General features: G+C 72.6%; 25 protein-coding genes. 15 read left to right on the top strand and 10 right to left on the bottom strand.

Annotated features, from left to right (window positions below):
- Nucleotides 1–49: 49 nt before the first annotated feature.
- The gene (locus IF02_RS35860) at nt 50–607 is read right to left on the bottom strand and encodes a hypothetical protein (RefSeq protein ID WP_051695424.1); all 558 of its coding nucleotides are present in this window, start codon (nt 605–607) and stop codon (nt 50–52) included.
- Between the two features lie 164 nt (nt 608–771).
- Nucleotides 772–2,466, bottom strand: a complete 1,695-nt coding sequence (locus IF02_RS0101395) for a protein kinase domain-containing protein (RefSeq protein WP_030153074.1) — start codon at nt 2,464–2,466, stop codon at nt 772–774.
- A gap of 229 nt (nt 2,467–2,695) precedes the next feature.
- Here IF02_RS0101395 and IF02_RS0101390 point away from each other — a divergent pair, with 229 nt between their 5' ends.
- Entirely contained in the window at nt 2,696–4,288 is a 1,593-nt protein-coding gene (locus IF02_RS0101390) for a protein kinase domain-containing protein (protein ID WP_078621789.1), read from the top strand.
- A gap of 13 nt (nt 4,289–4,301) precedes the next feature.
- On the opposite strand, the gene IF02_RS0101385 is transcribed toward IF02_RS0101390, so the two are convergent.
- Nucleotides 4,302–4,718, bottom strand: a complete 417-nt coding sequence (locus IF02_RS0101385) for a pyridoxamine 5'-phosphate oxidase family protein (protein ID WP_030153070.1) — start codon at nt 4,716–4,718, stop codon at nt 4,302–4,304.
- A 137-nt stretch (nt 4,719–4,855) separates the two neighbouring features.
- A complete protein-coding gene (locus IF02_RS0101380) occupies nt 4,856–5,518 on the bottom strand; it encodes a response regulator (RefSeq protein ID WP_030153068.1) in 663 nt (220 codons plus the stop codon).
- Nucleotides 5,519–5,844: 326 nt separating this feature from the next.
- Here IF02_RS0101380 and pdhA point away from each other — a divergent pair, with 326 nt between their 5' ends.
- From pdhA to IF02_RS0101355, 5 genes are all read left to right on the top strand, one after another.
- Nucleotides 5,845–7,068, top strand: a complete 1,224-nt coding sequence (pdhA, locus tag IF02_RS0101375; RefSeq protein WP_030153067.1) for a pyruvate dehydrogenase (acetyl-transferring) E1 component subunit alpha — start codon at nt 5,845–5,847, stop codon at nt 7,066–7,068.
- The gene (locus IF02_RS0101370; protein ID WP_030153065.1) at nt 7,068–8,048 is read left to right on the top strand and encodes an alpha-ketoacid dehydrogenase subunit beta; all 981 of its coding nucleotides are present in this window, start codon (nt 7,068–7,070) and stop codon (nt 8,046–8,048) included. Before pdhA ends, IF02_RS0101370 begins: the two co-directional genes overlap by 1 nt.
- Nucleotides 8,049–8,082: 34 nt before the next feature.
- Entirely contained in the window at nt 8,083–9,525 is a 1,443-nt protein-coding gene (locus IF02_RS0101365; protein ID WP_051695522.1) for a dihydrolipoamide acetyltransferase family protein, read from the top strand.
- Between the two features lie 114 nt (nt 9,526–9,639).
- A complete protein-coding gene (locus IF02_RS0101360; RefSeq protein ID WP_030153062.1) occupies nt 9,640–10,572 on the top strand; it encodes a GNAT family N-acetyltransferase in 933 nt (310 codons plus the stop codon).
- Nucleotides 10,573–10,748: 176 nt separating this feature from the next.
- Nucleotides 10,749–11,513 (top strand): hypothetical protein, encoded by a 765-nt coding sequence (locus IF02_RS0101355; RefSeq protein WP_158708435.1) that lies wholly within the window; start codon nt 10,749–10,751, stop codon nt 11,511–11,513.
- Nucleotides 11,514–11,531: 18 nt separating this feature from the next.
- Here IF02_RS0101355 and IF02_RS0101350 read toward each other — a convergent pair whose 3' ends face one another.
- Entirely contained in the window at nt 11,532–11,948 is a 417-nt protein-coding gene (locus IF02_RS0101350) for a PPOX class F420-dependent oxidoreductase (RefSeq protein ID WP_030153058.1), read from the bottom strand.
- 83 nt (nt 11,949–12,031) lie between these two features.
- On the bottom strand, nt 12,032–13,252 hold the full coding sequence (locus tag IF02_RS0101345; protein ID WP_030153056.1) for a DUF1266 domain-containing protein: 1,221 nt from the start codon (nt 13,250–13,252) through the stop codon (nt 12,032–12,034).
- A 292-nt stretch (nt 13,253–13,544) separates the two neighbouring features.
- On the opposite strand from IF02_RS0101345, the gene IF02_RS34680 reads away from it, so the two are divergent.
- The 3 genes from IF02_RS34680 (at nt 13,545) to IF02_RS0101330 (ending at nt 17,218) form a co-directional block, all read left to right on the top strand.
- Nucleotides 13,545–14,789, top strand: coding sequence for a hypothetical protein (locus IF02_RS34680; protein WP_051695421.1), 1,245 nt, complete (start codon nt 13,545–13,547; stop codon nt 14,787–14,789).
- A 173-nt stretch (nt 14,790–14,962) separates the two neighbouring features.
- Nucleotides 14,963–16,852, top strand: coding sequence for a C1 family peptidase (locus IF02_RS0101335; protein WP_030153053.1), 1,890 nt, complete (start codon nt 14,963–14,965; stop codon nt 16,850–16,852).
- An 18-nt stretch (nt 16,853–16,870) separates the two neighbouring features.
- Nucleotides 16,871–17,218: a protease inhibitor I42 family protein gene (locus tag IF02_RS0101330; RefSeq protein ID WP_030153051.1), complete on the top strand. Its 348-nt coding sequence runs from the start codon at nt 16,871–16,873 to the stop codon at nt 17,216–17,218.
- Here IF02_RS0101330 and IF02_RS0101325 read toward each other — a convergent pair.
- A complete protein-coding gene (locus IF02_RS0101325; protein WP_030153049.1) occupies nt 17,175–18,380 on the bottom strand; it encodes a DUF418 domain-containing protein in 1,206 nt (401 codons plus the stop codon). The genes IF02_RS0101330 and IF02_RS0101325 overlap by 44 nt on opposite strands.
- A 145-nt stretch (nt 18,381–18,525) precedes the next feature.
- On the opposite strand from IF02_RS0101325, the gene IF02_RS0101320 reads away from it, so the two are divergent.
- The gene (locus IF02_RS0101320) at nt 18,526–19,191 is read left to right on the top strand and encodes a GntR family transcriptional regulator (protein WP_030153047.1); all 666 of its coding nucleotides are present in this window, start codon (nt 18,526–18,528) and stop codon (nt 19,189–19,191) included.
- A 98-nt stretch (nt 19,192–19,289) separates the two neighbouring features.
- A complete protein-coding gene (locus IF02_RS0101315) occupies nt 19,290–20,588 on the top strand; it encodes an MFS transporter (RefSeq protein ID WP_051695518.1) in 1,299 nt (432 codons plus the stop codon).
- 183 nt (nt 20,589–20,771) lie between these two features.
- On the opposite strand, the gene IF02_RS0101310 is transcribed toward IF02_RS0101315, so the two are convergent.
- Together IF02_RS0101310 and IF02_RS0101305 are read right to left on the bottom strand one after the other, a co-directional pair.
- On the bottom strand, nt 20,772–21,797 hold the full coding sequence (locus tag IF02_RS0101310) for a helix-turn-helix domain-containing protein (protein WP_234318054.1): 1,026 nt from the start codon (nt 21,795–21,797) through the stop codon (nt 20,772–20,774).
- 127 nt (nt 21,798–21,924) lie between these two features.
- A complete protein-coding gene (locus IF02_RS0101305; protein WP_030153042.1) occupies nt 21,925–22,755 on the bottom strand; it encodes a maleylpyruvate isomerase family mycothiol-dependent enzyme in 831 nt (276 codons plus the stop codon).
- A 149-nt stretch (nt 22,756–22,904) separates the two neighbouring features.
- Here IF02_RS0101305 and IF02_RS0101300 point away from each other — a divergent pair, with 149 nt between their 5' ends.
- Together IF02_RS0101300 and IF02_RS32080 are read left to right on the top strand one after the other, a co-directional pair.
- A complete protein-coding gene (locus tag IF02_RS0101300) occupies nt 22,905–23,681 on the top strand; it encodes a carbon-nitrogen family hydrolase (RefSeq protein ID WP_030153040.1) in 777 nt (258 codons plus the stop codon).
- Nucleotides 23,682–23,861: 180 nt separating this feature from the next.
- Nucleotides 23,862–24,209, top strand: a complete 348-nt coding sequence (locus IF02_RS32080) for a hypothetical protein (protein ID WP_051695412.1) — start codon at nt 23,862–23,864, stop codon at nt 24,207–24,209.
- Here IF02_RS32080 and IF02_RS0101290 read toward each other — a convergent pair.
- Complete coding sequence (locus tag IF02_RS0101290; protein ID WP_037835266.1) at nt 24,145–24,666, bottom strand: LURP-one-related/scramblase family protein; 522 nt, start codon at nt 24,664–24,666, stop codon at nt 24,145–24,147. The genes IF02_RS32080 and IF02_RS0101290 overlap by 65 nt on opposite strands.
- 32 nt (nt 24,667–24,698) lie before the next feature.
- Between IF02_RS0101290 and IF02_RS0101285 the strand changes: the two genes are divergently transcribed.
- Together IF02_RS0101285 and IF02_RS0101280 are read left to right on the top strand one after the other, a co-directional pair.
- On the top strand, nt 24,699–25,502 hold the full coding sequence (locus IF02_RS0101285) for a hypothetical protein (protein ID WP_030153035.1): 804 nt from the start codon (nt 24,699–24,701) through the stop codon (nt 25,500–25,502).
- A gap of 40 nt (nt 25,503–25,542) precedes the next feature.
- Entirely contained in the window at nt 25,543–26,064 is a 522-nt protein-coding gene (locus IF02_RS0101280) for a DUF4240 domain-containing protein (protein ID WP_030153033.1), read from the top strand.
- Nucleotides 26,065–26,087 lie beyond the last annotated feature (23 nt).

Raw genomic sequence — 26,087 nt, 5'->3', positions numbered from 1 at the left:
AGGGGGACGGGCGGCCCCGCCTCCCCTCAGGGACGGGGGCGCGGCGGCGTCAGAGGCCCTTGCGCAGCCGCATCCCGAGGTAGCCCAGACCCAGTCCCATCAGGGCGAATCCGGTGCCGAGCGGCAGTATGTGCGCGGCCAGGTCGGCGGCGCGCTCGTTCGGCCCGGTGCCGATCGCGGTGACCACGGGCGGGGGGCTCGGCGGGGGCGGCGGGACCGGCTGCGGGCTGGCCGGCCGGAGGCGCGGGCGCGCCGGGAGGGGGCGGGCGGCGAGCACCGTCTCCGGGTTCGCGGGCTCGGCGGCGGGCCGCCCGGGGCGCTCCCGCCCGACTCCGGCGGCGCTGCCGGCGAGCTCCTCGTACGCCTCGTGCGGTACGTCGGCCACCGGGTCGGTGTCGGGATCGCCGGCGGTCTGCGGCTCGGCGGCGGGAGCCCGGCCGGGCAGGGCCGGGGCGAGGGGCCGGCCGGCCGCGACGAGACCGGCCGGGGACGAGGCGCCGGCGGCCGTGGCGGAGGCGGCGGAGGCGACGGGGGTGGCGGGGGACAGCGCGGCGGCGGCCACTGCGGCCCCGGCCAGCCAGCGCTGCGCGCGGAGGCGTTGAGTCACGGGGAGCCCCTCCCGTCCCGAGCAGCCGAGATGCTGTGCTCAGGTTCACATAATGGGGCAAAACCGGCATCCCGGGCGGCCCATCAGGGTCGCCCGGGATGCCGGGTGTGTCGCGAGGGGACTCGCTCGTGCCGCGAGGAGACCTGCTCGTGCCGCGAAGGGGCCTACTCCGGATTGCCGGTCGACACGGTCAGCGTGTACTCCGTGCCTTCCTTCTCGATCTTGTCCCCGGGCCGCGGGCTCTGGTCCAGCACGGTGTCCTTGCCGTACACGGCCTCGTCCTTGTCGACGATCTTGTACTTGCCGCCGGAGGCCTGGATGCACGCCTTGACCGAGAGCAGGTTCTTGTAGCGCAGGTCGGGCGCCGTGTACTTGGTGGCGTCGCTGTAGTGCTTGCTCGGGTCCTTGCACTTGGCCGCGTCGATCGTGCGCGAGGTGTCCGGACCCTTGAAGCCGGACTTGGCCGAGCCCGAGGCGGACGCGGAGGCCCCGGGCGACGCGGCCGTGTCGCCGGTCGTGCCCTTGTCGCCGTCGCCGTTCATCGAGATCGCCGCGATCAGACCGCCGATGGCCAGCAGAGCCACCACGATCGCGCCGACGACCACCGGCGTGTTCCGCTTGCCACCGCTCCCGCCGGACGGGGCCGTGGAGCTCACCGGGGAGATCGTGAACGGCGGCGGCGTCTGCGGCGCGTACTGCTGCTGGTGCTGCTGGTGCGAGACCGGCTGCTGCTGGGGCGGGTACGCGTACCCGCCCTGCCCGTGCGGCTGCGCCACCGGCGGCGGGGTCTGCGGCGCGTACGGGGACGGCGCCGGGGTCGGCGCGTACGGCTGCTGCACGGACTGGGCCGGCGGCGCCTGGAACCCGGAGTCCACCGGCGGGAACACGGCCGAGCCCACGCCCGCCCCGCTGCCGCCCGTGTGCGCGCCGGGCACGATGACCGGCGCCCCGGTCTGGCCGGCCGACATCACCCGCGCGACCTCGTCGCGCATCGCGGCGGCCGTGGGGAAGCGCTCGTTCGGGTTCTTCTTCAGGGCCCGCGCCACCAGCGCGTCCATCGCCGGGGTGACCGAGCGGTTGACGGAGGACGGAGCGACCGGCTCCTCCTGCACGTGCGCGTACGCGATGGCCAGCGGCGAGTCCGCGTCGAACGGGATCCGGCCCGTCAACAGCTGGAACAGCATGATGCCGACCGAGTACAGATCGGACCGGGCGTCGACCCCGCGCCCCAGCGCCTGCTCGGGCGACAGGTACTGGGGGGTGCCGACGACCATGCCGGTCTGCGTCATCGAGGTGACCCCCGACTGCATGGCGCGGGCGATGCCGAAGTCCATCACCTTGACCAGGCCGCGCTTGGTCATCATCACGTTGCCGGGCTTGATGTCGCGGTGGACCAGGCCCATCTCGTGGCTGACCTCCAGCGCGGCCAGCACGTCGGCCGTCACCTTCAGCGCCTTGTCGGCCGGCATCGCCCCGTACTGGCGGATGTCCGCCTCCAGGACCGAGCCGAGGGGCAGGCCCTCCACGTACTCCATGACGATGTACGGCATCACCGCGGCGTCGCCCGCCCCGGGGCCGCTGAACGTCACTTCGCCTTCGCCGGTGTCGAATACCGAGACGATGTTCGTGTGCGACAGTTTCGCAACAGCCTGCGCCTCACGGCGGAAGCGCTCGCGGAACGACTGCTCCCGGCCGAGATCGCTGTGCAGGGTCTTGATGGCGACCTGCCGGTCGAGCGCCGAGTCGTACGCCAGGTAGACGGACGCCATGCCGCCCGCACCGAGCAAGTCCCTTAGCTGGTAACGGCCACCGGCCAGAGAGCCGCCCGCGTACTGGCCCTGAGTGCCGTCCTGGCTCATGACTGTTGCTTCCCCTCGGGATGTGCCCCAACGCCTCTGGCTGAGCGCATGTGGCTGCCAGTCTGCCGGAGGGCAAGCACACGTCAAGCCAGGTGCCCGTTCCGTGACCACGGGGCCACGGCGCGCCATTGTCCGAACGGCGACCTGTTCCGAGGCTGTAGCGTTCATCGGAGCACCCGAAAAGGACCTACCGCTGAGCGGCGGCCGAGAGAGACGACGGCGAGGACTGATGGCACCCGAACCCGAGGGAAACGGCGCCGGGATGGCCGAGGGTCCTGAGCATTGGGGCGCCGGCGGCCTGGTCGGCGACGGCCGCTACCGGCTCACCCACCGCCTGGGCCGCGGCGGCATGGCGGAGGTGTTCGCCGCCGAGGACGTCCGGCTGGGCCGGACCGTCGCCGTGAAGCTGCTGCGCGCCGACCTGGCGGAGGACCCGGTCTCCAAGGCCCGCTTCACGCGTGAGGCGCAGTCGGTCGCCGGGCTCAACCACCACGCCGTCGTCGCCGTGTACGACTCCGGCGAGGACAAGGTCGGCCCCAATACCGTCCCGTACATCGTCATGGAGCTGGTCGAGGGCCGCACCATCCGCGATCTGCTGATCAGCGCCGAGGCCCCGGGCCCCGAGCAGGCGCTCATCATCACTTCCGGCGTGCTCGAAGCCCTCGCGTACTCGCACCAGCACGGCATCGTGCACCGCGACATCAAGCCCGCCAACGTCATCATCACCGAGACCGGCGCGGTCAAGGTCATGGACTTCGGCATCGCGCGCGCCCTGCACGGCGCCCAGTCGACGATGACCCAGACCGGCATGGTCATGGGCACCCCGCAGTACCTGTCGCCCGAGCAGGCGCTCGGCAAGGCGGTGGACCACCGCTCCGACCTGTACGCGACGGGCTGCCTGCTGTACGAACTGCTCGCGCTGCGGCCCCCGTTCACCGGTGAGACCCCGCTGTCGGTGGTCTACCAGCACGTGCAGGACGCGCCGGTTCCGCCCTCGCAGCTGCCGGAGGGCCACCACATCCCGCAGGAACTCGACGGGCTCGTCATGCGCTCCCTCGCCAAGGACCCGGACGACCGGTTCCAGAGCGCCGAGGAGATGCGCGGGCTGGTCCAGTACGCGCTCCAGATGCTGCACGACCAGGGTGCGAACACGGGCACCTGGAACACCGGTCCGGTCACCATGGCCCTGCCGCACGGGCGCGGCGGGGCGGCGCAGACCACGGCGATGCCGATGGGCCAGACCGGCGGGCAGCAGCCGTACGCGGCGCACGCCACGACCTCGCAGTTCCAGCAGCCGATGGTGCCGCCGCTGAACCCGGACGACGGCACGGCCTTCCCCGGCGGGGGCGGGTACGACAACCGCGGCCACGGCGGCGGGCAGGGCGGCCACGACGGGTACGACGGCTACGACGACCGCGGCGGCAGCCGCTGGAAGCTGTGGCTGTTCGCGGTGCTGGCGATCGTCGCGATCGCGGGCGGCGTGGCGTACGCCGTCAACTCGGGGTCGGGCAAGAACAAGGACGACAGCACTCCGCCCGCCGTCCAGAGCTCTTCGAGCGGCCAGTCGAGCGCCCCGTCCGAGCAGCAGAGCCTGCCCTCGCAGGAGACTCCGTCGACGCGTTCGTCGGAGGACCACGTGTCGACGTCGCCGAGCCGCAGCAAGTTCACGCCGAGCACCAGCCCGTCCACGTCCCCCTCGACGAGCCCGTCGACCTCGCCGTCGACCAGTCCGTCGAAGCCCACGTCGAAGCCGTCCTCGTCGCCGTCGAAGAGCGTGAGTCCGCCGGTGGACCCGCCGAATAACCCTCTGGAAGACCAGTAGGGGAATTCGCAGCTCAGAGGGCGTGCTGGTACTCCCTGTCCGGATTTCCGGCCAGGGAGTGCACGGTGACGAACTGGGGCTCGATGCGCATGTAGACGGGGTCGAAGACCGCGCCGTCCACGAAATGCGGAACCGGTCCGAACAGTTCCAGTTCCCGGGTGGTCGGCTCGACGGTCTGGGCCGTTCCGGTGAACTGCACCGACCACAGGCGGGGGTCCGCCGAATTGAAGTTGTCCGCGCCGTAGGCCACCACGCTGCCGTTGCACGCCTGGTGGTAGCCGAAGCCCGCGTGCATTCTCAGCACGACGTTGCCGTCCACCACGATGTGGCGGGCGAGGGCGAGGAAGGGCAGCGCGCGCATGCTGGTGGCCACCCTGCCGTACGGCACCCGGCGCAGCAGTTCGATGGCGTGGAGTTCCTCCGGAGACATGGGTCTACTCTCCGGTACGGATGCCTCGGCCGAAAAGAGGAGGCCGCCCCGATGATCGGGGACGTTGGTCCCGAGTGAACGGCGTGAACGCCGTGAAGCGTGAACGCCGTGAACGCCGTGGACGGAGCGAACGGACCTCAGGCGCGCCGCTCGGCCTGCAGCCGGGCCACGTACGCCGCGGCCTGGGAGCGGCGCTCCATGCCCAGCTTGGACAGCAGGCTGGAGACGTAGTTCTTGATGGTCTTCTCGGCCAGGTGCAGCCGCTCGCCGATGACGCGGTTGGTCAGGCCCTCGCCGATCAGGTCGAGGATCTTCCGCTCCTGCTCGGTGAGGTTGGCCAGGCGGTCGTCGCCCTTGCCGTTCTTGCCGTCGCGCAGCCGCTCCAGCACCCGCGCCGTGGCGACCGGGTCCAGCAGCGACTTGCCGGCCGCGACGTCCCGTACGGCGCTGAGCAGCTCATTGCCGCGGATCGCCTTGAGCACGTAACCGGAGGCTCCGGCCATGATCGCGTCGAAGAGGGCCTCGTCGTCGGCGAACGAGGTCAGCATCAGGCACTTGATGTCCTCGTCCTGCGAGCGGACCTCGCGGCAGACCTCCACACCGCTGCCGTCCGGCAGGCGCACGTCGAGCACGGCCACGTCGGGCCGGGTGGCGGGGATGCGGACCAGCGCGTCCGCGGCGGTGCCTGCCTCGCCGACGATCTCGATGTCGTCTTCGACCGAAAGGAGCTCATGGACACCCCGACGTACCACTTCGTGGTCGTCCAGGAGGAATACCTTGATTTTTCCGTCTTCGCGCACGAACTCAGTTTCACACACTCACCCCTTCCCTGCGGTCGTTACCCGGGATAACGTGCCGTTGTTCCGGCCCCCTGCAAGGCTGTGACCAGTGGTTGTTCCCCGCCCTGCCGATTTACTTGGAAATCCAAGCAAAAACGCAGGTCAAGTGGGGTTTCGCAGTTATGCGGCGCACTGGGTAACGTGCATTGCGCAGGGCACTTGCCGGGGCACCTGTCACGCCCGAATCCGTACATGACGCGCACCCACCCTTGTGCGCTGGTACGGATCCGGGTGAGCCGCACTGGACCCCGGAGAACCCGGGAGCCGGACCGACGGAGGAGCAACACGTGACCGTGGAGAGCACTGCCGCGCGCAAGCCGCGACGCAGCAGCGGCACCAAGCGGGCGGCAGGCGCGGCGAGCGCCGCCAAGGCCCCCGCTGCCAAGGCTGCCGCCACCGCGCAGAACGCCGAGCCCCAGCTCGTACAGCTGCTGACGCCCGAGGGTGAACGGGTCAGCGCAGCGGACAATCCCGACGCCGCGGAGTTCCTCTCCTTCGTCGAGGACATCACCACCGAGGACCTGCGCGGGCTCTACCGCGACATGGTCCTGACCCGCCGCTTCGACGGCGAGGCGACCGCCCTCCAGCGCCAGGGCGAGCTGGGCCTGTGGGCCTCGCTGCTCGGCCAGGAGGCCGCCCAGATCGGCTCCGGCCGCGCGCTGCGCGACGACGACTACGTGTTCCCCACGTACCGCGAGCACGGTGTGGCCTGGTGCCGCGGCGTCGACCCGACGAACCTGCTCGGCATGTTCCGCGGCGTGAACCACGGCGGCTGGGACCCGAACACCAACAACTTCCACCTGTACACGATCGTCATCGGCTCGCAGACGCTGCACGCGACCGGTTACGCGATGGGCGTGGCCAAGGACGGCGCGGACTCCGCGGTCATCGCCTACTTCGGCGACGGCGCGTCCAGCCAGGGTGACGTCGCCGAGGCGTTCACCTTCTCGGCCGTCTACAACTCCCCCGTGGTGTTCTTCTGCCAGAACAACCAGTGGGCGATCTCCGAGCCGACCGAGCGCCAGATGCGCGTGCCGCTGTACCAGCGCGCCCAGGGCTTCGGCTTCCCGGGCGTCCGCGTGGACGGCAACGACGTCCTGGCCTGCCTCGCGGTCACCCGCTGGGCGCTGGCGCGGGCCCGCGCGGGCGAGGGTCCGACCCTGGTCGAGGCGTTCACGTACCGCATGGGCGCGCACACCACCTCCGACGACCCGACGAAGTACCGGCGGGACGAGGAGACGCAGGCCTGGGAGGCGAAGGACCCGATCCTGCGCCTGAAGACGTACCTGCTGGCGAGCGGCGGGGCCGACGAGGCCTTCTTCGAGGCCCTGGAGGTCGAGAGCGAGGCGCTGGGCAAGCGGGTGCGCGAGGTCGTGCGCGCCATGCCCGACCCCGACACCATGGCGATCTTCGAGAACGTCTACGCGGACGGGCACGCGCTCGTCGACGAGGAGCGCGCCCAGTTCGCCGCGTACCTCGCTTCCTTCGAGTCGGCCGAGGAGGGCAACTGATGGCTGTCGAGAAGATGTCGATCGCGAAGGCGCTCAACGAGTCCCTGCGCAAGGCCCTGGAGCAGGACCCGAAGGTCCTGATCATGGGCGAGGACGTCGGCAAGCTGGGCGGTGTCTTCCGGATCACCGACGGCCTGCAGAAGGACTTCGGCGAGGAGCGGGTCATCGACACCCCGCTCGCCGAGTCGGGCATCGTCGGCACGGCGATCGGCCTGGCGCTGCGCGGCTACCGGCCCGTGGTGGAGATCCAGTTCGACGGGTTCGTCTTCCCCGCGTACGACCAGATCGTCACGCAGCTCGCGAAGATGCACGCGCGGGCGCTGGGCAAGGTCAAGATGCCGGTCGTCGTGCGCATCCCGTACGCGGGCGGCATCGGCGCGGTGGAGCACCACTCGGAGTCCCCCGAGGCGCTGTTCGCGCACGTCCCGGGCCTGAAGGTGGTCTCGCCCTCGAACGCGAGCGACGCGTACTGGATGCTCCAGCAGGCGATCCTCAGCGACGACCCGGTGATCTTCTTCGAGCCGAAGCGGCGCTACTGGGACAAGGGCGAGGTCGACACCGACGCGATCCCGGACGCCCTGCACGCGGCGCGGGTGACGCGGGAGGGCTCGGACCTCACCCTCGCCGCGTACGGCCCGATGGTGAAGGTCTGCCTGGAGGCGGCGGCCGCGGCGGCCGAGGAGGGCAAGTCGGTGGAGGTCGTGGACCTGCGCTCGATGTCCCCGATCGACTTCGACGGGCTGCAGGCCTCGGTGGAGAAGACCCGCCGGCTCGTGGTCGTCCACGAGGCCCCGGTCTTCCTGGGCACGGGCGCGGAGATCGCCGCTCGCATCACGGAGCGGTGCTTCTACCACCTGGAGGCGCCGGTGCTGCGCGTGGGCGGATTCCACGCCCCGTACCCGCCGGCCCGCCTGGAGGACGAGTACCTGCCGGGCCTGGACAGGGTGCTCGACGCCGTCGACCGCTCGCTTGCGTACTGAGGAGAGCGTTCCCGTGACGATCCGCGAATTCAAGATGCCCGATGTGGGCGAGGGCCTCACCGAGGCCGAGATCCTCAAGTGGTACGTCCAGCCGGGTGACACGGTCACCGACGGTCAGGTCGTCTGCGAGGTCGAGACGGCGAAGGCGGCCGTGGAGCTGCCGATCCCGTTCGACGGTGTCGTGCACGCGCTGCTGTTCGAGGAGGGCACCACGGTCGATGTCGGCCAGGTGATCATCTCGGTGCAGACGGGTGCGGCGGAGGCCCCCGCGGCTGCCGCTGTTGTCGAGGCCCCTGTCGCTGCTGCGGCTCCGGCGTCGGCTCCGGCTCCGGCCGAGGCCGCCGAGGAGCCGGCCGCCGCGGCCCGCCAGCCCGTCCTGGTCGGCTACGGGGTCTCCCAGGCCTCGACGAAGCGCCGCCCGCGCAAGGCCGTGCCGGGCGCGGCGGCCGCGCAGAACGGCACCGCCGCGGTGGCCCTGCCGGCCGTACCGGCCCAGCCGGAGGCGGCTCCGGCCGCCGCCGGGCTGAACGGCAGCGGCAGCGGCCACGCCGTCGGGGAGCGCCCGCTGGCGAAGCCGCCGGTGCGCAAGCTCGCCAAGGACCTCGGCATCGACCTGGCCTCCGTGGTGCCCACGGGGGAGGGCGGGGTCGTGACCCGCGAGGACGTGCACGCCGCCGCCGCGGCCGCGATCACCCCGCAGGCGGCGCCCGCGCCGGCTCCGGCCGTATCGGTGCCCGTCCAGCCGGCGGCAACGGCGGCAACGGGTCTCCCGGAGGCCCGGGAGACCCGTATCCCGGTCAAGGGCGTCCGCAAGGTCACCGCCCAGGCGATGGTCGGCTCCGCGTTCACCGCGCCGCACGTCACCGAGTTCATCACCTTCGACGTGACCCGCACGATGAAGCTGGTCCAGGAGCTCAAGGCCGACCCGGACCTCGCCGGTCTGCGGATCAACCCGCTGCTGCTCATCGCCAAGGCGGTGCTGGTCGCCATCCGCCGCAACCCGGACGTCAACGCGTCCTGGGACGAGGCGGCCCAGGAGATCGTGCTCAAGCACTACGTCAACCTGGGCATCGCGGCGGCCACCCCGCGGGGTCTGATCGTCCCGAACATCAAGGACGCGCACACCAAGACCCTCGGCGAGCTGTCGACGGCCCTGTCCGAGCTGGTCGGCACGGCCCGCGACGGCAAGACCTCCCCGGCCGACATGCAGAACGGCACCATCACCATCACCAACGTCGGCGTCTTCGGCGTCGACACCGGTACGCCCATCCTGAACCCCGGCGAGTCCGCGATCCTCGCGGTCGGCGCGATCAAGCTCCAGCCGTGGGTCCACAAGGGCAAGGTGAAGCCGCGCCACGTCACCACCCTGGCGCTGTCGTTCGACCACCGCCTCATCGACGGAGAGCTCGGCTCGAAGTTCCTGGCGGACATCGCGGCCGTCCTGGAACACCCGCGCCGCCTCGTCACCTGGTCGTAGCGCACCCGGCCACCGTCCGGCACCCGAAGTCCCCCTCGCCACCGCACCGCGAGGGGGGCTTCGGCGTGTGGAAAGCATTGGTGGGATGACGGACCGCGAGTGATGATCATCCATATGAGATTCCGCGCTGCCACCGCAGACCCCGCCGACATCGACCGTGCCCTCGCCTACCCGGCCGACTGCCCCGTCGAGGCCCTGTCCGCCGAGAAGATCCGCGAGGAGCTCGCCGCGAACCAGTTCCGGCCCGAGTGGATCTGGTTCGCCGAGGACGAAGACGGCGAGGTCCTGGGCCGCGCGCTGTGGTGGGGCCGCGCCGACAGCGAGCGGCCCCTCGCGCTCGACTGCCTCCAGATACGGGGCTCCGTCGCCGACCCGGCCGCACTCGCCGCCGGGCTGCTCGCCGCCGGGCACGCGGCCTTCGGGAACCTCCCGCTCTACAACGTCTCGCTGCCCGGCGACTGGCGGACCCGCCCCGAGCTCGTCGACGCCGTCGCCTGGCGCCAGAAGGCCGCGTACGAGGCGGGCCTGACCCGGGAGATCGAGCGGCTGCGCTACGAGTGGACCCCGGCCGCGGGGACCGCCGAGCCCACCGGGCGGCTCGTCTTCCGCGACGGCACCGACGAGGAGTTCCTCGACGCCTTCACCCGCCTCTCGGCCGGCAGCCTGGACCTGCACACGCAGAACGAGCTCCGCTCGATGGACGCCGGGCAACTGGCCCGCGAGGACATCGAGTTCTACCTCGACTGCCCCGGCGAGCGCTCCTGGTGGCGGCTGGCCCACCTCCCGGACGGCACCCTCGCGGGCCTGGCCATCCCCTCCGCGACCCCGTACCACCGCAACGTCGGGTACCTGGGCGTCGTCCCGGAGCAGCGCGGCCGCGGCCTGATCGACGAGGTGCTGGCGGAGATCACCCGCTTCCACGCCGCCGCCGGAGCCGAGCGCATCACCGCGACCACGGACACCGTCAACACCCCCATGGCCGCCGCGTTCGACCGCGCCGGCTACGAGGTCACGGAGATCCGGCTCGTCCTGGAGCCGCCCGCCTAGCCATGGGCTGGGAACGGTTCGTCGCCAACGGCGCGGTCATCGCGCCGTACTACGACGAGGCGCCCGAGCTGACCGGCGTCCGGCTGCGGTCGTGGCGGTGGCCGGCGGGTCGCGCTCCGAGGGGCGCTCTGACACCGGCAGGGGGTAGCCTCCCGGCCGGGGAAGGGGGGCCGGGAGTGGCCATCGCCGAGTTGCAGGTGTACTCCGTCGAGGAGGCCGACGTCACGGGCGGAGTGTGCGTGGTCCGCTGCCTCGGCGGGGTCGCGCGCGCCGGACAGGTCTACGCCGTCGGGGAACTGCGGCTCGGGCTGCGGCGGATCGAGCGGTACGGGCGCACCGTGGCCTTCTTCGACGCCGGGCACGTGGCCAAGGTCCACCTCACCGGCGCCCTGGTCGCGCTGCTCGCCCGGGGCCAGGTGCTGACCGCCGTCCCGCCCGGCGGGCACGCGCTGGAGGACATCGAGGCCTGGCTGGCCACCGACCCGCCGCTGCTGGACGAGCCGCATCCGCTGACCCTGCGGACGCTGGCCGTGGGCCGGATGCAGGGGGACTGGCTGCCCGAGGAGACCCGGCTGCGCTGGGGCGGGGTGGCACTGGCCGCGACGCACCGCAAGGCGGACTGGGAGGGCTCGCACGCGCTGGACCGGGCGGTCGAGGTGGCAGCCGTACGGGGCTACCTGATCGGGCAGTTCGGCCCGGGCCGCGGCGGCGACCCGGCGGTCTTGTGCCGGGACGCGTTGGCGCTGATCGACCTGACCCCGGCGGAGGCGGCCGCGGAGGCCCGCACCTGGCGCGACCTGCCGCGACCCCGCATCCAGCACCTGCGGCGCATCAAGCTCCTGCTGCCGTGGATGGCCCTCGTACGGCCCCACCTCGCGGACGGCGACCCGCTCGCGGCGGCGGTCGACGCCTGGTCGGAGGTCCGCCCGCAGCTGCCGTGACCGCGGCCGGGAAAGCGGCTATCCGGCCTTGGTCGCGTTGCCGAGCACCTTGGTCGGGGTGATGCGCACGACGAGGCGGACGTTCTCGGCCGGGGCCTCGGCGTACTCCTTGCCGGCGCCCGGCCCGAGGTACTGCTCCGAGATGCGGATGGCGACCTCGCGGCCCGTGTCCTCGGTGAGGGTGGCGGTGCCGCGGATCTCCACGTACATGAAGGGGTTGGCGGTGTCGAAGACGGTCAGCCCGACGCGCGCGTCACGGGCGATGTTCCGCTGCTTGCGGCGCCCCTGCTCGGTGGAGATCAGCACGTCGGCGCCGTCCCGGGTCACCCAGACCACCGAACTCTGCGGACCACCGTCGGGGTTGAGGGTCGTGAGCACCGCCGGGTGCGGGGAGTCGAGCAGCTTGCGTACCGAGTCGTTCAGCACAATGGTCATGCGGGCGAGGCTAGTTGGGGCATTCCGACCCCGTCCAAGGATTCGCCGCTACTGGGGAAAGTCGGGGAAGGCGGCCGCTTTCCCTAGTCCCAGGGGATGTTGAGCCAGGGACTGCCCGGATCGGTCATCAGCGCCTGGTGGGTGGCGGCCATGTCGGTGTACCAGTGCCCGTACTCCTCCTCGTCGAACTGGAGGCAGCGTCCCAGGATGAAGCCGGCGGAGAGGTCCTCCCAGGAGCGGTAGGCGAGCCGGCAGACCCTCCCGGCCCTCACGACGGCGTCCTCGGCTTCCTGGAGCGTGCACAAGCGGGCGCCCAGGCCCCAGCGGGCCATCTGGGAGGCGCGCCCGTAGTCCCATGCCTCGACGGAGCGGACGAACCTGCCCTCGCTGAGGATCCCGTCGGCGCGGAAGCGCTGCTCGTAGCGCGTGATGCGGCCGATGACCCGCTGCACGCCGGCGACCTCCCCTTCCACCTCGGCTGCGGAGCGGGGCCGGGCGACGGTGACGCCTTCGGGGGTGATCCGGGGCTCGGCCGCCCGTTCGGCGTTGGCCCGGAGGGTTGCCTCGGCGGCGTGCCGCCAGTGCTCGATGTCCACCGGCCCGGCGAACTCCTTGGCGAGGGCCGTCCGGATCCGGAGGGTGAACTCCCATACCGCGCTGACCATGTCCGCCGTCAGCAGTCGCTCGGTGCTGACCAGCCATTCCTCGCGCGTGGTGATGCCCCAGTACTCCTTGAGCTTCTCGCGCTCCTTCTTGTAACCCTCGCCGTGGTAGCCCAAGGCGTTCCAGAACAGGCCGTTGCGTACGGAGAGGTGCGCCCCGCAGGCGAGCCCGAACGCGGCGGGGCCGCGCAGCGGTCCCCCGACGTGGAGGCCGTGGACCTTGTTCTGCTCCAGGCCGTACGTGGGGGCCCGGTCCCAGTGGGCGTTCCAGACGGCGCGGTCGCCGGGGGCTGCGGGCAGGAAGGCCTCGCAGGGGCTGCCGGGGTTGATGGCCAGGTACGGAGGGTCGCCCGGCTCGAAATTGGCGGCGAACCAGGCGAGGCTCTGGCGGGAGAAGACCCCGTCGGCGGTGGGGGCGGGCAGCATGCCCGCCGTGTACGCCACGTAGCAACGGGCGCGGACCTGCGGGAAGTACGCGGGTTCGAGCAGCACCGAGGTGGGGTGCGCGTCCACGTAGCCGCGGGCCATGGGTACGAACAGCCAGGCGCCGGCCAGGGCGTCGAAGTAGGCGGGCCAGTCGTTCCTGAGCTTGGCTTCGTACAGCTCTCGTTCTATGACGCTCGGCGCGATCCAGGTCCCCATACGGGAAACCCTAACGGGGCCCTCCGACGCCGAACTCGCCCCATGCGGCCTCGAGCGCACGCTGTGATCTTCCTGCGGGATGGTTGCTGAGAGTGATGGTGTCACGAGGGTGCAGCACTGCTGGCAGAGCTGAAAGGGGAAGCCATTCATGCAGGTGGCGGCCGTGGGGGCGGTGGATCGGGGCAGGTTTCGGGGATCCGAGGGCCGGTTTCCGGTTGCCGAATGTGACCGGGTGGCGGTGAGTGGACAGGGGCACACCCGATGCCCCGCCACTCTGAACAGGAGAGAGAACTTGCACCGCATCACCCGCTACACCCTCCCCGCCGCCCTGTGCGTGACGCTGCTGTCCGTTTCCCCCGCTCTGGCCGGTGCGGCCGTCGCCCCGGCGAAGCCGTCGGCGCCGGTGGCGAAGAAGGCCATCCCCGGTGCCGAGGCGCTGACCGCGCAGGTGGCTTCCCTGGGGTCCGCCGGCAGCCTGATCACGCCTGTCACGAACTTCCTCGGGGAGGTCCTGAGGTCGCCGGACGGAAAGCTCCCGGAGGCGGACCTGGCCGCGCACAGGCAGAAGATCGACGCGGCGCTCGCCGGCCTGAAGCAGACCTTCGCGGCGGCCGCCCCGGCTGCCCCCGCGGCCCCCGCCGTGCCGGAGGCCGTGGCCAAGCCCCCGGCGAACGCTCCGATGACCCCGGTGGTCCTGCCGAAGCCGCCCGCGGACGAACCCCCGGCCGAGGTGGCGAAGCCGCCGGCGGACGCCGCGAAGCCGCCGGTGGAGGCTGCGAAGCCGCCGGTGGAGGCTGCGAAGCCGCCGGTGGAGGCTGCGAAGCCGCCGGTGGAGGCTGCGAAGCCGCCGGTGGACGCCGCGAAGCCGCCCGTTGAGGCTGCGAAGCCGCCGGTGGACGCCGCGAAGCCGCCCGTTGAGGCTGCCAAGCCGCCCGTGGAAGCGGCCAAGCCGCCCGTCGAGGCCGCGAAGCCGCCGGTTGAGGCCGCGAAGCCGCCCGTGGAGGCCGCGAAGCCGCCTGTGGAGGCTGCGAAGCCGCCCGTGGAGGCTGCGAAGCCGCCCGTTGAGGCCGCCAAGCCGCCGGTGGAAGCGGCCAAGCCGCCCGTCGAGGCCGCGAAGCCGCCGGTTGAGGCCGCGAAGCCGCCCGTGGAGGCTGCGAAGCCGCCCGTTGAGGCTGCCAAGCCGCCCGTGGAGGTGGCCAAGCCCCCGCTCGACGCCGCCAAGCAGCCGGCCGAAGCGGCCAAGCCGCCCGCCGCCGTCGCGCAGCCCGTCACGCTCCCGGCCGTCGCCCCGGTCGTCGCCGCGAAGCCCAAGGCCGTGGATCCCGCCCGCGTGGACGCCGTCATCGCCGCCGTCGACCACCTCAAGGCTTCCGTCGACGAAGTCGCCAAGGCGGCCGGTCCCAACGGCCGCGCCACCGACGCCAGGACCAAGGCCAACGACGTCGTGAACGACCTCGGCGCCACCGTGGTCGCCCTGTTCACCGGCCTCGGCATGCCCGGCATGCCGGCCGCTGCCGCCCCCGCCCCGGCGGAGTAGGCCCCACCCGCCCCACCCCCGCCCCCGGCGTCCCTGCGACGCCGGGGGCGGACGGGCGCCTCGTACGACCCCCCGTGCGACCGCGCGACCGTGCAGACACCCTTGACGCGCCCCGCCGCCCGATGGACGCTCCCGGGTCTCGCATACGAACGGTGTCAGCTGGGGGGCCGGTCATGCCGGAGCAGTCTGTCCAGACGGTGGGGGAGCTACGCGCGCAGCTCGTATCGCGGCGAGCGCGCTGGTCCGTCATCGAACATCTCGCCGACGAGGAGCCCGTACCCCGGCCCTCCCTCGGCCTGGAACCGGGTACGAACCTCACGCCCGCCGAGCAGATCGGCGCCATCGACCTGCGGGCCCTCATCGGCCACGAGAGCGCCAATCCGCATCTCACCCGCCGCCGCGCCGCCCACGGCCTGCTGCCCGACACGCCGCCGGCGGGACCCGGGGCCCGCCCGGCCGCCGTCGACTGGCGCACCCGCTGGGGCTGGCCCTGGATCACCAAGGTCAAGGACCAGGACCCGTGCGGCTCCTGCTGGGCCTTCGGGGCCGCGGGCCTCGTCGAGTCCATGGCCCGCATCGAGCACAACGTCTGGGCGAAGCGCTCAGAGGGGGACGTCCACGACGGTCTGAAGTTCACCTGCGGCCAGGGCTCCAACCCCGAGACCGCCCTCGACTGGGTCAAGGACAACGGCGGCCTCGCCGATCCCGACTGCTGGCCCTACTCCCCGCCCCCGCCGACCGTCCCGGCCGACCGCCGCGACGCCTGGCGCGCCGAGTACACGCCCAGCTGGGACCGGTCCGGCCGGACCGTCCGGATCACCGACTACGTCCGCCTCGGCGACGTCGGGCAGCAGAAGGTCTGGCTCGACACCGTCGGCCCGCTCACCGCCTGCTTCGACGTGTACGACGACTTCTTCGGCCTCGGCTCCGGCGTCTACCACCGCACGAGCGAGCGTCTCGCGGGCGGCCACTGCGTGCTGATCGTCGGCTACGACGACGCCGCGGGCTGCTGGCTGTTCAAGAACTCCTGGGGTACGGGCTACCACGTCGGCGGGTACGGGCGCATCGCCTACGGCGAGGTCAACATCGACTACTGGGCCAAGTGCGGCCTGCGCGGCACCAACATCGACCCGTGGAGCAAGCGCCGCCTGCACGCCGGCAACGTCTACGAGAGCGGCAACGGCCGCGCCCACCGCAACTTCGAGCTGTGCGCCACCACCGGCGGCGGCCGCCTCCAGCACTGGTGGCGCGAGGGCGACGCCCCCTTCCCGTGGGCCCGCTCCCGGTCGTACGCGAACGACGCCTCCGGCCAGCCCGCCTTCACCGGGACCACGTACAACCGGAACATGGAGTCCCTGCACGTGACCACCGGTGGCCGGCTGCGCCACTGGTACTACGAGCAGTCCGCCGGCGTCTGGCGCGACGGCGGCGCCTTCGGGCCGGGCGACGCCGCGATCGGTTCGACCCCGGCGTTCATCCAGAGCGACTACGGCAAGCCGGGCAACTTCGAGGCGGTCGTCCGCACGGCCGACGGCCGTCTGAACCACTGGTGGCGGATCAACGGCGCCCCCTGGACCTGGAACGACGGCGGCCGCTTCGCCTCCGCCATCGCCCACTTCGGGCCCGCCCTGATCCAGACCCGCAGCCGCCACCTGGACCTCGTCGCCACCCGTACGGACGGCCGGATGCAGCTGTGGTGGCGCGACGACCCGAACGGCTTCGCCTGGCGCCCCGGCGAGGTCTTCGGCAGCGCGATCACCTCCGCGCCCTGCCTGATCGAGGCCCAGTACGGGGCGGCCGACGAGGACACCGCCGGGAACTACGAGCTCTGCGCGGTCGGCGCCGACGGGCGCGTCGAGCACTGGTGGCGCGGCAACGCCTCCGGCTCCGCCTGGAGCCGCGGCGCCGTCTTCGGCCACGACGCGCTCGCCGTCACCGGGATGCTCCAGGGCAGTTTCGGGTTCAACCTGGAGGTCATCGTCCTGCGCACGGACCGGCAGCTGCAGCACTACTGGCGTGACGGGGCGGGCTGGCACGAGGGGCCGGTGATCGGCCCCGCCTGAGCCGGGAGGTCTTCGCGGGTGGAGATACGCCAGATCGCCCTCGGCGCCGGTGAGTCGTACGAGCTGCGGCTCACCGGGCGCGGGGCGCGCGGGTACGTGTGGACCTGGCAGGTCACCGGGGACGCGGACGCCGTCTCCGTCAGCGATGTGAGCGAGTCCCCGCCGCCCGCGGAGGTCCTGCCCGGCGCCCCGCTGGAGCGGACGTACGTCGTCCGGGGCCGCTGCCCGGGCGGGCGGGCCCGGATCCGCTTCGCGCAGATCCGGCCGCCGTATCCGCAGGAGGCCCCGTACGACGAGTTCGTCCTGGAGGTGGAGGTGGAGGTCACGGGCGCTGCTCAAGGGGCCCACGGGGGTTACGAGGGCTGAGCGCCCAGTGCTGTACGGCCTCCAGCGGGCCCCGCTCGAAGCGGCGCAGCCAGAGCCGCGACGCGGCGGCCAGGACGAGGCCGACCCCCGCCCACAGGCCCATCACCCACCAGGGCCCGGTCCCGCCCAGCCGGTCGGCGAGCCCGAGCCCGATGCCGTAGCAGAGCAGCATGCAGAGCAGGTTCTGGCCGACGTAGCAGGACAGGGCGGTGCGCCCGACGGAGCCGAGCGCGCCGGCCCCCGGGACCCGGAAGCGGTCCAGGGCGCAGCCGATCAGGCCGATGTACCCGACGGCGATCAGCGGGGCGATCCCGTAGCGCCCCAGGACGAAGAAGTCGGGGCCGCCCAGGGCGGCGGCGGTGCCCAGCGGCAGCCCGAGGCCGAGCCCCCACCCGGCCATCCGGACCCGGATCCGGCGCCCGTCGGCGCTCGCCGCGAAGGCCCCGGCGCGATGCAGCCGGACCCCGAGGAGGAAGAGGAAGACCAGCAGCCCGAAGGAGAAGACGGGCTCGACGCGCAGCGCGGGGGCGTGGCCGAGCCGGAAGGCGATCTGGTCGAGGTAGCCGCCCTCGGCGTACAGCCGGACGGCCGCCGCACCGGGGCCCGCGGGAGGCCCGGATTCAGGGCGGGCCAGGCTCCCGAGCGTGACGAGGCCGATCAGGGCCAGGTGCAGCCCGCCCGCGGTCCACATCGCGGCCCGCCGCACCCTCTCGGAGCGGGCCAGCAGCCAGGCCACGAGCAGGGCGGTGACGGCGTACCCCATCAGCACGTCCCAGGCGAAGACCAGGACGAAGTGGACGGTCCCCTCCAGGAAGAGGAACGCGGCCCGCCGCGGGTAGCGCCCTGGCCAGGGCTCGCCGCGGCGCGCGGCGGAGTCGTACTGGATGGCCAGGCCCACCCCGAACAGGATCGTCAGCAGGGACAGGAACTTCCCGTCGGCGAGGAAGCGGAAGACGCTCTCGGCGAGGTGCGCGGCGGAGGGGTCGGCGAGCGGGTCGGGCGGGTTCAGGCCGCCCTGGAGCACGCCCCACTCGGAGCCGGGGGACGCGAAGATCCAGACGTTGGTCATGAGCGTGCCGAGGATGGCGGCGCCGCGCAGGACGTCGAGGAGGGGCAGCCGGGTCGCGGTCACATCGGGGGCGGAGAGGGTCGTGTGGGCCATGACCCCAGCGTCCCGGCGCGCGGGGCCCGTTACGTCCTGCGGCCGGACGAAGCCCGGGTACACCCTTCGATGCAGCGGTGCGCGGCGGCTGTCCACATCCCGGACGGGGCGACCGGTGCACCCTTCATGTATCTATCCTGTGCGCATGCCGCCAGCCGCACCCCCCGTCCAAGCCGCCGCCACCGCCGCCGAGCGCGTGTACCGACACGTGAAGCAGGCCGTGCTGGTGGACCGCCGCTACGAGGGCGGCACCCTCCTCACGGAGGGCGAACTCGCCGACGCCGTCGGGGTGTCCCGTACGCCGGTCCGCGAGGCGCTGCTGCGGCTGGAGACCGAGGGGCTGCTGAAGCTGTACCCGAAGAAGGGCGCGCTGGTGCTGCCGGTCTCCGCGCAGGAGATCGCCGACGTCATAGAAACCCGGCTGCTGGTCGAGGAGTTCACCGTGCGCAGGGCCGTGCCGGCGCCGCCGGGCCTGCTGGAGCGGCTCGCCGGACTGCTGGAGGAGCAGCGCCGGCACGCCGCCGAGGGGGACCTCGCGGCGATGATGGCCGCCGACCGGGGCTTCCACGCCGAGATCGTGCGCAGCGCCGGCAACCAGATCCTGAGCCGGCTGTACGACCAGCTCCGCGACCGGCAGCTGCGGATGGGCGTGGCCCTGCTGCACGCGCACCCCGAGAGGGTGGAGCGGTCGCTGGCCGAGCACGCGGAGATCCTGCGGGCGCTGCGCGCCGGGGACGCGGAGACGGCGGCCGCGGCCGTACGGGGCCACGTGGGCCGGGTCGAGGCACTGGTGCGGGGGACGGGCCGGTGAGCGGGAACGGCGGCAACGGCGGTAACGGGGGCGGCGGAGTCAACGGCGTCAACGGCGTCAACGGCGTCTTCCGGGACCCGCCCGGCGGCCGGAAGGCGGTGGCCGTCTGGTCCATCGGCGTCGCCGTCTACTTCGTCGCGGTGATCTTCCGTACGAGCCTGGGCGTGGCCGGACTGGAGGCGGCGGACCGCTTCCACGTCAACGCCTCGGCGCTCTCGACCTTCTCCATCCTCCAACTCCTGGTGTACGCGGGCATGCAGGTGCCGGTGGGGCTGATGGTGGACCGGTTCGGCACCAAGAAGGTGCTGACGCTGGGCGCGGTCCTGTTCACGGCCGGCCAGATCGGCTTCGCGCTCTCGCCCTCGTACGGGATGGCCCTCGCGGCCCGCGCCCTGCTGGGCTGCGGCGACGCGATGACCTTCATATCCGTCCTGCGGCTGGGCACCCGGTGGTTCCCGGCCCGGCGCGGCCCGCTGATGGCGCAGCTGGCGGGGCTGGTCGGCATGGCCGGCAACCTGGTCTCCACGCTGGTGCTGGCCCCCGTCCTGCACGGGGTCGGCTGGGTCCAGGCGTTCGCGGGCAGCGCGGTGGCCGGCGTGGCGGTCCTGATCCCCCTGACGCTCTTCCTCCGGGACCACCCGGAAGGCCACGAACCGCCCTCGGCGGGGGGCGCGGGCCAGGGCTTCGTACGCCGCCAGATCCGGGACTCCTGGAAGGAACCCGGCACCCGCCTGGGCCTGTGGGTGCACTTCACGACGCAGTTCCCGGCGATGGTGTTCCTGTTGCTGTGGGGCATGCCGTTCCTGGTCGAGGACCAGGGGCTGGCGCGGACCACCGCGGCGGGGCTGCTGACCCTGGTGGTGGCCTCGAACATGGCCTTCGGCCTCGTCTACGGCCAACTGATAGGCCGCCGCCAGTCGGCGAGGATCCCCCTGGCCCTGGGCACGGTGGCGATCACGGCGCTGCTGTGGGCCTCGACCCTGGCCTACCCCGGCCCGCACGCCCCGATGTGGCTCCTCGTCACCTTGTGCGTCGTCCTGGGCACGTGCGGCCCGGCCTCGATGATCGGCTTCGACTTCGCCCGCCCGGCGAACCCGCCGGAGCGCCAGGGCACCGCGTCGGGCCTGACGAACATGGGCGGCTTCCTGGCCTCGATGACGACCCTGCTGGCGGTCGGCCTCCTCCTGGACGCCACCGGCGACGACTACCGGATCGCCTTCTCGTCGGTCTTCGCGGTGGAGCTCCTGGGCCTCACCCAGATCCTCCGCCTGCGCCCCCAGGCCCTGACCCGCGAGCGCACCCGCCTGATCGCGGCCCCGGCCCGGCCCGCGTCCGCCTCCGTACCCTCCGCCGCGCCGGCGGACCCGGCCGACTCCCCGCGGCCGACGCCCGCGTAGCCCGCACACGGCGCCGCCCCCGGAAGCACGGGCGCCGCCCGGGGCCGCTCGCGCAGCGACGCGGCACCCACATCCGGCTCCCCCGCAGGGGCCCGGCGGGACAGACCCCCGTCCAGTCCCGCCGGAGCCACCACCCCGGCGCAGCCGCCGGCACCTGCACGGCACGGCTGACGATTGCCGACCCTACGGCCGCGCGACACCCCCGGATGTGCCGGGCGCGCAAGGCTCGTTGATCTTGCGCGCAAGGGCCTCCCGGACCGCCCGGTGCCGGAACTCCGTGGGGCTCGTCCCGTACGACTCCCGGAACGTCCGGCTGAACACCGAGGCGTTGGTGAACCCCCACCGCCTCGCCACGGTGTGGACCGGGCTGGTCAGGAGCCCCGGGTCCGCGAGATCGGTCCGGCACCGCTCCAGCCGGCGCCGCCGGATCCCGGCCGCCACCGTTTCGCCCCGGTCGTGGAACAGCTGCTGGAGGTGGCGCAGCGAGATGCCGTGCCGGGCGGCGACGGCGGACGGGGTCAGCTCCGGATCGCCGAGGTTGTGGTTGACGAAGACCTCGATCCGCTCCAGCAGGGCGCGGCTGCGGGCTTCGGGCGAGAGCTCGTCCTGCGCGCCGAGGTGCCCGGCCAGGCAGGCGCCGACCAGGTCGTGGGCGACCGTACCCAGCCGGTTCAGCTCCGCCGGCCCGCAGTCGGCGGCGTGCGCCGCCAGCGACCGCATGTACTGGGCGAGGATCGCCCCCATGCCGTGGCCGCCCGCGATCCGGTGGGCCAGCAGCCGTTCCACCCGGGCGCCGCGCAGCGGCATCGCATCGCGGGGGAAGGACAGGATGATCGCCCGCACCCGGCCCCCGTCCACATCCGGGACGGCGTCCGACTCCATCGGCAGCGAGGTGTCCCAGAGCACCATGTCCCCGGTGAACAGACCCGATTCGTTCCGGTTCTGGGCGAGCGACATGGCTCCGGTGGTCACGAGCCCCAGCTGGTACTGCTCGGGATCGCTGCGCCGCACGTGGGCGGCGGTGCGCAGGGAGCGCAGCGAGCTGAACTCGAACGAGGACACCTGTACGCCGCCGAGGTCCAGGACGGACGCCTCGGCCCAGAAGTCCCGGACGCGTTCACTGCGGATCGCCGTGGGCACGAGCTCCTGCGCGATCACGTCGGTGAACCAGTCGAGCCGCTCAGACGCGGGTACCTCGGCAGCCGACATCCTTGACCACACCCCGGAAACCCCCTTCTCCCGCTCCGCGTTGTCCGTCCATGACAGGGACGCGACAACTGCGGGAGTGGTTCTCGCCGCCGGCGCCCGACCGCCCGCCGGCTACGGGGTCACGGCGCTACGGCGTGACGGCGAAGTGGGCCAGGATCGCGTCCGCCAGCTCGGCGTCGCCCTCGACCTTCACCCGGTCCGCGACGGCGCCCGCGCGGACCCGCCCCGCCGCGAGGCGGACGTACGTCTCCCAGTCCGTCGTCAGCGTCACGGCCGGCCCCAGCGAGGGCGTCCCGTCCACCGAGCCGCGTCCCTGCGCGTCCACGCGTACCGTCCGCATGAACTCCACCGGCCCGTGCACGTCGATCACGACGGCCGAGTTCGCCGGCGCCCCGGCCAGCTTCGCGACCACCTTCGGCAGCCCGGCCAGCAGGATGTCCCGCGCCACGTACGCCCCCGGCGAGTCCCAGTTCCCCGGCACGCCCAGCGCCGCCCGCAGGTCCTGCTCGTGGATCCACACGTCGAACGCCCGCAGCCGCAGTGCGAACTCCAGGGTCACCTGGTCGCCCAGCGGCCCCCGCACCATGGTGTCCGGATCCCGCTTCTCGTTCCGCAGCTGACGCGACCGCCGGATGATCGTGTACTCCAGCTCCGAGGTCATCTCCGGCGCGGTGTGGTGGCGCCGGACGTCGACCTGGACCTCCATGTACCGGCTGAACTCGTCGACCACGTGCCGCAGGTCCCTTGCGACGGTGTGGATCGGCCGCGGGTCCCCCAGCTGCTCGCATTCGATGCCGATGATGTGTGACACCACATCACGGACGGACCAGCCGGGGCACGGGGTCGCCCGGTTCCACTCGCCCTCCGCCAGGGGGAGGACCAGCTCGGATATCGCCTCGATGGAGTGGGTCCACGCGTCGGCATAGGGCTGGAGGCTGGGATGCGGCTGGACGGTCAACGGGACCCCTCGCGTGCTGTTCAGTGGCGCGTTTTCTGGAAGCGTGTGGACTGCTTCCAAAACTACGCTGCCGGTGAGCGCCCCGGCAGTGCTTTCGTGTGACGATCGTAGGCCCGAGTTGACGGCTTGAATGCCAGGACGGTGGTAATGTGCGCGCCTCGCTGATCCAAATCGCGGTGTCCGACGGGGAGTCGGTCGCCTCACGCCGTGCCCGGGCGGCCGATCTCGTACGGGAGCAGGCCGGCTCGGACCTGGTCGTGCTGCCCGAACTGTGGACGGTGGGCGCCTTCGCCTACGAGCAGTTCGAGACCGAGGCCGAGCCCCTGGACGGCCCGACGTACGAGGCGATGTCGAAGGCGGCGAGCGACGCCGGGGTCTGGCTGCACGCCGGCTCGGTCGTGGAGCGCGCGGGCGACGGCTCCCTCTACAACACCGCCCTCGTCCTGTCCCCGTCCGGCGAGCTGGCCGCCACCTACCGCAAGATCCACCGCTTCGGCTTCGACCAGGGCGAGGCCGTCCTGATGTCAGCCGGGGACTCCCTGACCACGGTGACCCTGCCGGAGCAGGTCCTCGGCATCGCCACCTGTTACGACCTGCGCTTCCCGGAGCTGTTCCGCGGCCTGGTGGACGCCGGGGCCACCACGATGGTCGTGGCCGCGGGCTGGCCGGCCCGCCGCCGGGCCCACTGGACCCTGCTCAACCGGGCGCGGGCCGTCGAGGACCAGTCGTACGTGCTCGCCTGCGGGCTGGCCGGTACGCACGCGGGCGTCGAGCAGGCCGGGCACAGCCTGGTGGTGGATCCCTGGGGCGAGGTGCTGGCCGAGGCGGGCCCCGGCGAGGGCGTCCTCACCGTGGACCTGGACCCGGCGAAGGTGGCCGAGACCCGGGAGCAGTTCCCGGCCCTGAAGGACCGCCGCCTGCACTGACCGCCGCCCCGGGGCCGGCGGGCCCGGCGCCGCGGAAGGGCCCGGCCCCGGAAGGCCCCGGCCGTGGAAGGTCCCGGCCGCGGAAGGCCCCGGTTGACGCCGGGGTTTCCGGGCAGAGGGGAGGAGTGGGCGGCGCCGGACGCCCGTTCCGCGACGAGGAGACGAGGAGGCGGGTGCGCCGTGACGGATGAAGCAGAGGACGCGCTGGAGGCCGCCCTGGAGCCGCACGAGCCCGCCGCCGCCGAGATCGAGGCCCGCCGGCGCGTCCGGGACCGGGCCACCGGCATGGCCCACCACGAGGCGCAGGCCGCCCTGGAGGCCGTGCTCGCCGACGCCGGCGACCTGGAGTCCGCGGACGCCGCCGTCCGCGCCGAGGCCGCCGAGTGGCAGCGCATCACCGGCCTTCTGCTGGACCACGGAGGCCCGTACGCGCCGGACACCGACGCCTACGTCCAGGGCCAGCTCACGGCCCGGGATCTCCATCGGGACCGGCGCCGCCCTCCCGCTCCTTCTCCGCCAGCCGGATGACGCACACGGCCACGGCGATCAGCAGCGCCGCGTCCGTGTCCTCCCGGATCACGTCCACGGCGTACGTCTCGCGGATCCGGTACCACTGGCGGGAGACCAGCGCGAGGAGCTCCCCTTCGTACTCGATCTTGAACTCCCGGTCCAGGAGCCGCCCGCTCACGTCCAGTTCGGTGCCCTCGACCAGCGTCACGAGGTAGTGGCCCCGCAGCAGGGAGAGCCGCTTGCGGCGGATCACGGCGAGACGGCGCTCGTCGCGCTCCAGCGTCATCGCGTCGCGCAGGGTGAACAGCTTCTCCCGCAGCGTGATCAGGATCTGCCCGTCCGGGTCCTTCAGTTCCAGCGTGTCCCGGAAGCGCAGCGCCTTGCCGTCGACGAGGAACGCGTGCCTGCCGTCCTCGTCCTCGATCCAGTAGTCGTCCCCGAGGGCCAGCATTTTGTCCCGAACCAGGTATTTCATGCCCGGATCGATGCCCGCGATAGGTTGCGGCCATGCCTCTGCTCTATGTGACCGACCTGGCGTACCCGGCGCGCGGCCGCCGCTACTGCGACGAGGACATCCTCCTCAGCTCCCGGCTGCGCGAGCACTTCCCGCTCGCCCTGTGCCATCCGCTGGACGCGGCGGCCATGATGGCGGACTTCGACGCGGTGATCGTCCGCAACAGCGGGCCGGTCCTGCACTACCAGGAGGCGTACGACGCCTTCCGCGCGGCGGCCCTCGCCGCCGGCACCCGCGTCTACAACCCGCTCACGGGCCGCGGCGACATGGCCGGCAAGCAGTACCTCCTCGACCTGACGGCCGCCGGCCACCCCGTCATCCCCACCATCGACGACCCCGCCGACCTCGCGCTGCTCCCCGCGGTGCCCTCGTACGCGGTGAAGCCCAAGCAGGGCGCGGACTCCATAGGCCTGACCTTCACCCCGCACCCGGCCGGACCGGCGGGGGTGAACCTCATCCAGCCGCGCATCGACTTCGCGTACGAGGTCTCCTTCTACTTCGTCGACGACGCCTTCCAGTACGCCCTCCACGCCCCGGACCCGGCCCGCCGCTGGGAGCTGGAGCCGTACGAGGCCACGGCGGCAGACCTCGATTTCGCCCGCGGCTTCATCGCGTGGAACACGCTGTCGCACGGCATCCAGCGGGTGGACGCCTGCCGCGCCCCCTCCGGTGAGCTCCTCCTCGTCGAGCTGGAGGACCTGAACCCGTACCTCTCCCTGGACCTGGTGTCCCCGGCGGCGCAGGAGGCCTTCATCACCGCTTTGACAGAATCCCTCCACTCCTTCCTCACCGTCTGACGGCACGTCCGATGTCAGAGGGGGATGCCAGGCTTCCCCCATGGACAAGCAGACGTTCTGGAAGCTGATCGACACGGCCCGTACGGAGGCCGGTCCGGACCAGGTGGCGGCGCGCGCCTCGCAGTTGCTGGCGCGCTGCCCCGAGGCCGAGATAGCCGCCGCCCAGCAGGTGCTGTGGGACCTGCTGGCGGAGTCCTACCGCAGCCCCCTGTGGGCCGCGGCGTACGTGATCAACGGCGGCTGCTCGGACGACGGCTTCGACTACTTCCGCGGCTGGCTCCTGACCCAGGGCGAGCAGGCCTTCGCCCGGGCCCTGGCCGACCCCGACTCCCTCGCGGACCACCCCGCGGTCCGCGAGGCGGCGGCGCAGGGCCTGGAGCTGTGGGACGAGGAGGCCCTCTCGATCGCCTGGGCGGCGTACGAAGCGGCCACGGGCCGCGAGCTCCCGGCGGACTCCTTCACGATCAGCTACCCCGCCCTGGACCCGACCTGGGACTTCGACTTCGACGACACGGAGGAGACCTCCACCCGCCTCCCCCGCCTGAGCGCCCTCTTCGACTAGGCCGTGTCCGGGCGGGACGGCCG

This window comes from Streptomyces sp. NRRL S-244 (assembly GCF_000717915.1).
Taxonomy (GTDB): Bacteria; Actinomycetota; Actinomycetes; order Streptomycetales; family Streptomycetaceae; genus Streptomyces.
The sequence above is the reverse complement of the archived record's forward strand: the minus strand, read 5'-3'. Positions and strand labels throughout refer to the sequence as shown.

What these genes read in the sequence shown, in the direction of transcription:
- IF02_RS0101290 (WP_037835266.1), bottom strand. Translation starts at nt 24,666, where the DNA reads ATGAAATACCTGGTTCGGGACAAAATGCTGGCCCTCGGGGACGACTAC.
- IF02_RS0101390 (WP_078621789.1), top strand. Translation starts at nt 2,696, where the DNA reads ATGGCACCCGAACCCGAGGGAAACGGCGCCGGGATGGCCGAGGGTCCT.
- IF02_RS0101385 (WP_030153070.1), bottom strand. Translation starts at nt 4,718, where the DNA reads ATGTCTCCGGAGGAACTCCACGCCATCGAACTGCTGCGCCGGGTGCCG.
- IF02_RS0101310 (WP_234318054.1), bottom strand. Translation starts at nt 21,797, where the DNA reads ATGTCGGCTGCCGAGGTACCCGCGTCTGAGCGGCTCGACTGGTTCACC.
- IF02_RS0101395 (WP_030153074.1), bottom strand. Translation starts at nt 2,466, where the DNA reads ATGAGCCAGGACGGCACTCAGGGCCAGTACGCGGGCGGCTCTCTGGCC.
- IF02_RS0101280 (WP_030153033.1), top strand. Translation starts at nt 25,543, where the DNA reads ATGGACAAGCAGACGTTCTGGAAGCTGATCGACACGGCCCGTACGGAG.
- IF02_RS0101335 (WP_030153053.1), top strand. Translation starts at nt 14,963, where the DNA reads ATGCCGGAGCAGTCTGTCCAGACGGTGGGGGAGCTACGCGCGCAGCTC.
- IF02_RS0101345 (WP_030153056.1), bottom strand. Translation starts at nt 13,252, where the DNA reads ATGGGGACCTGGATCGCGCCGAGCGTCATAGAACGAGAGCTGTACGAA.
- IF02_RS0101365 (WP_051695522.1), top strand. Translation starts at nt 8,083, where the DNA reads ATGCCCGATGTGGGCGAGGGCCTCACCGAGGCCGAGATCCTCAAGTGG.
- IF02_RS0101320 (WP_030153047.1), top strand. Translation starts at nt 18,526, where the DNA reads ATGCCGCCAGCCGCACCCCCCGTCCAAGCCGCCGCCACCGCCGCCGAG.
- IF02_RS0101325 (WP_030153049.1), bottom strand. Translation starts at nt 18,380, where the DNA reads ATGGCCCACACGACCCTCTCCGCCCCCGATGTGACCGCGACCCGGCTG.
- IF02_RS0101285 (WP_030153035.1), top strand. Translation starts at nt 24,699, where the DNA reads ATGCCTCTGCTCTATGTGACCGACCTGGCGTACCCGGCGCGCGGCCGC.
- IF02_RS0101360 (WP_030153062.1), top strand. Translation starts at nt 9,640, where the DNA reads ATGAGATTCCGCGCTGCCACCGCAGACCCCGCCGACATCGACCGTGCC.
- IF02_RS0101350 (WP_030153058.1), bottom strand. Translation starts at nt 11,948, where the DNA reads ATGACCATTGTGCTGAACGACTCGGTACGCAAGCTGCTCGACTCCCCG.
- IF02_RS0101370 (WP_030153065.1), top strand. Translation starts at nt 7,068, where the DNA reads ATGGCTGTCGAGAAGATGTCGATCGCGAAGGCGCTCAACGAGTCCCTG.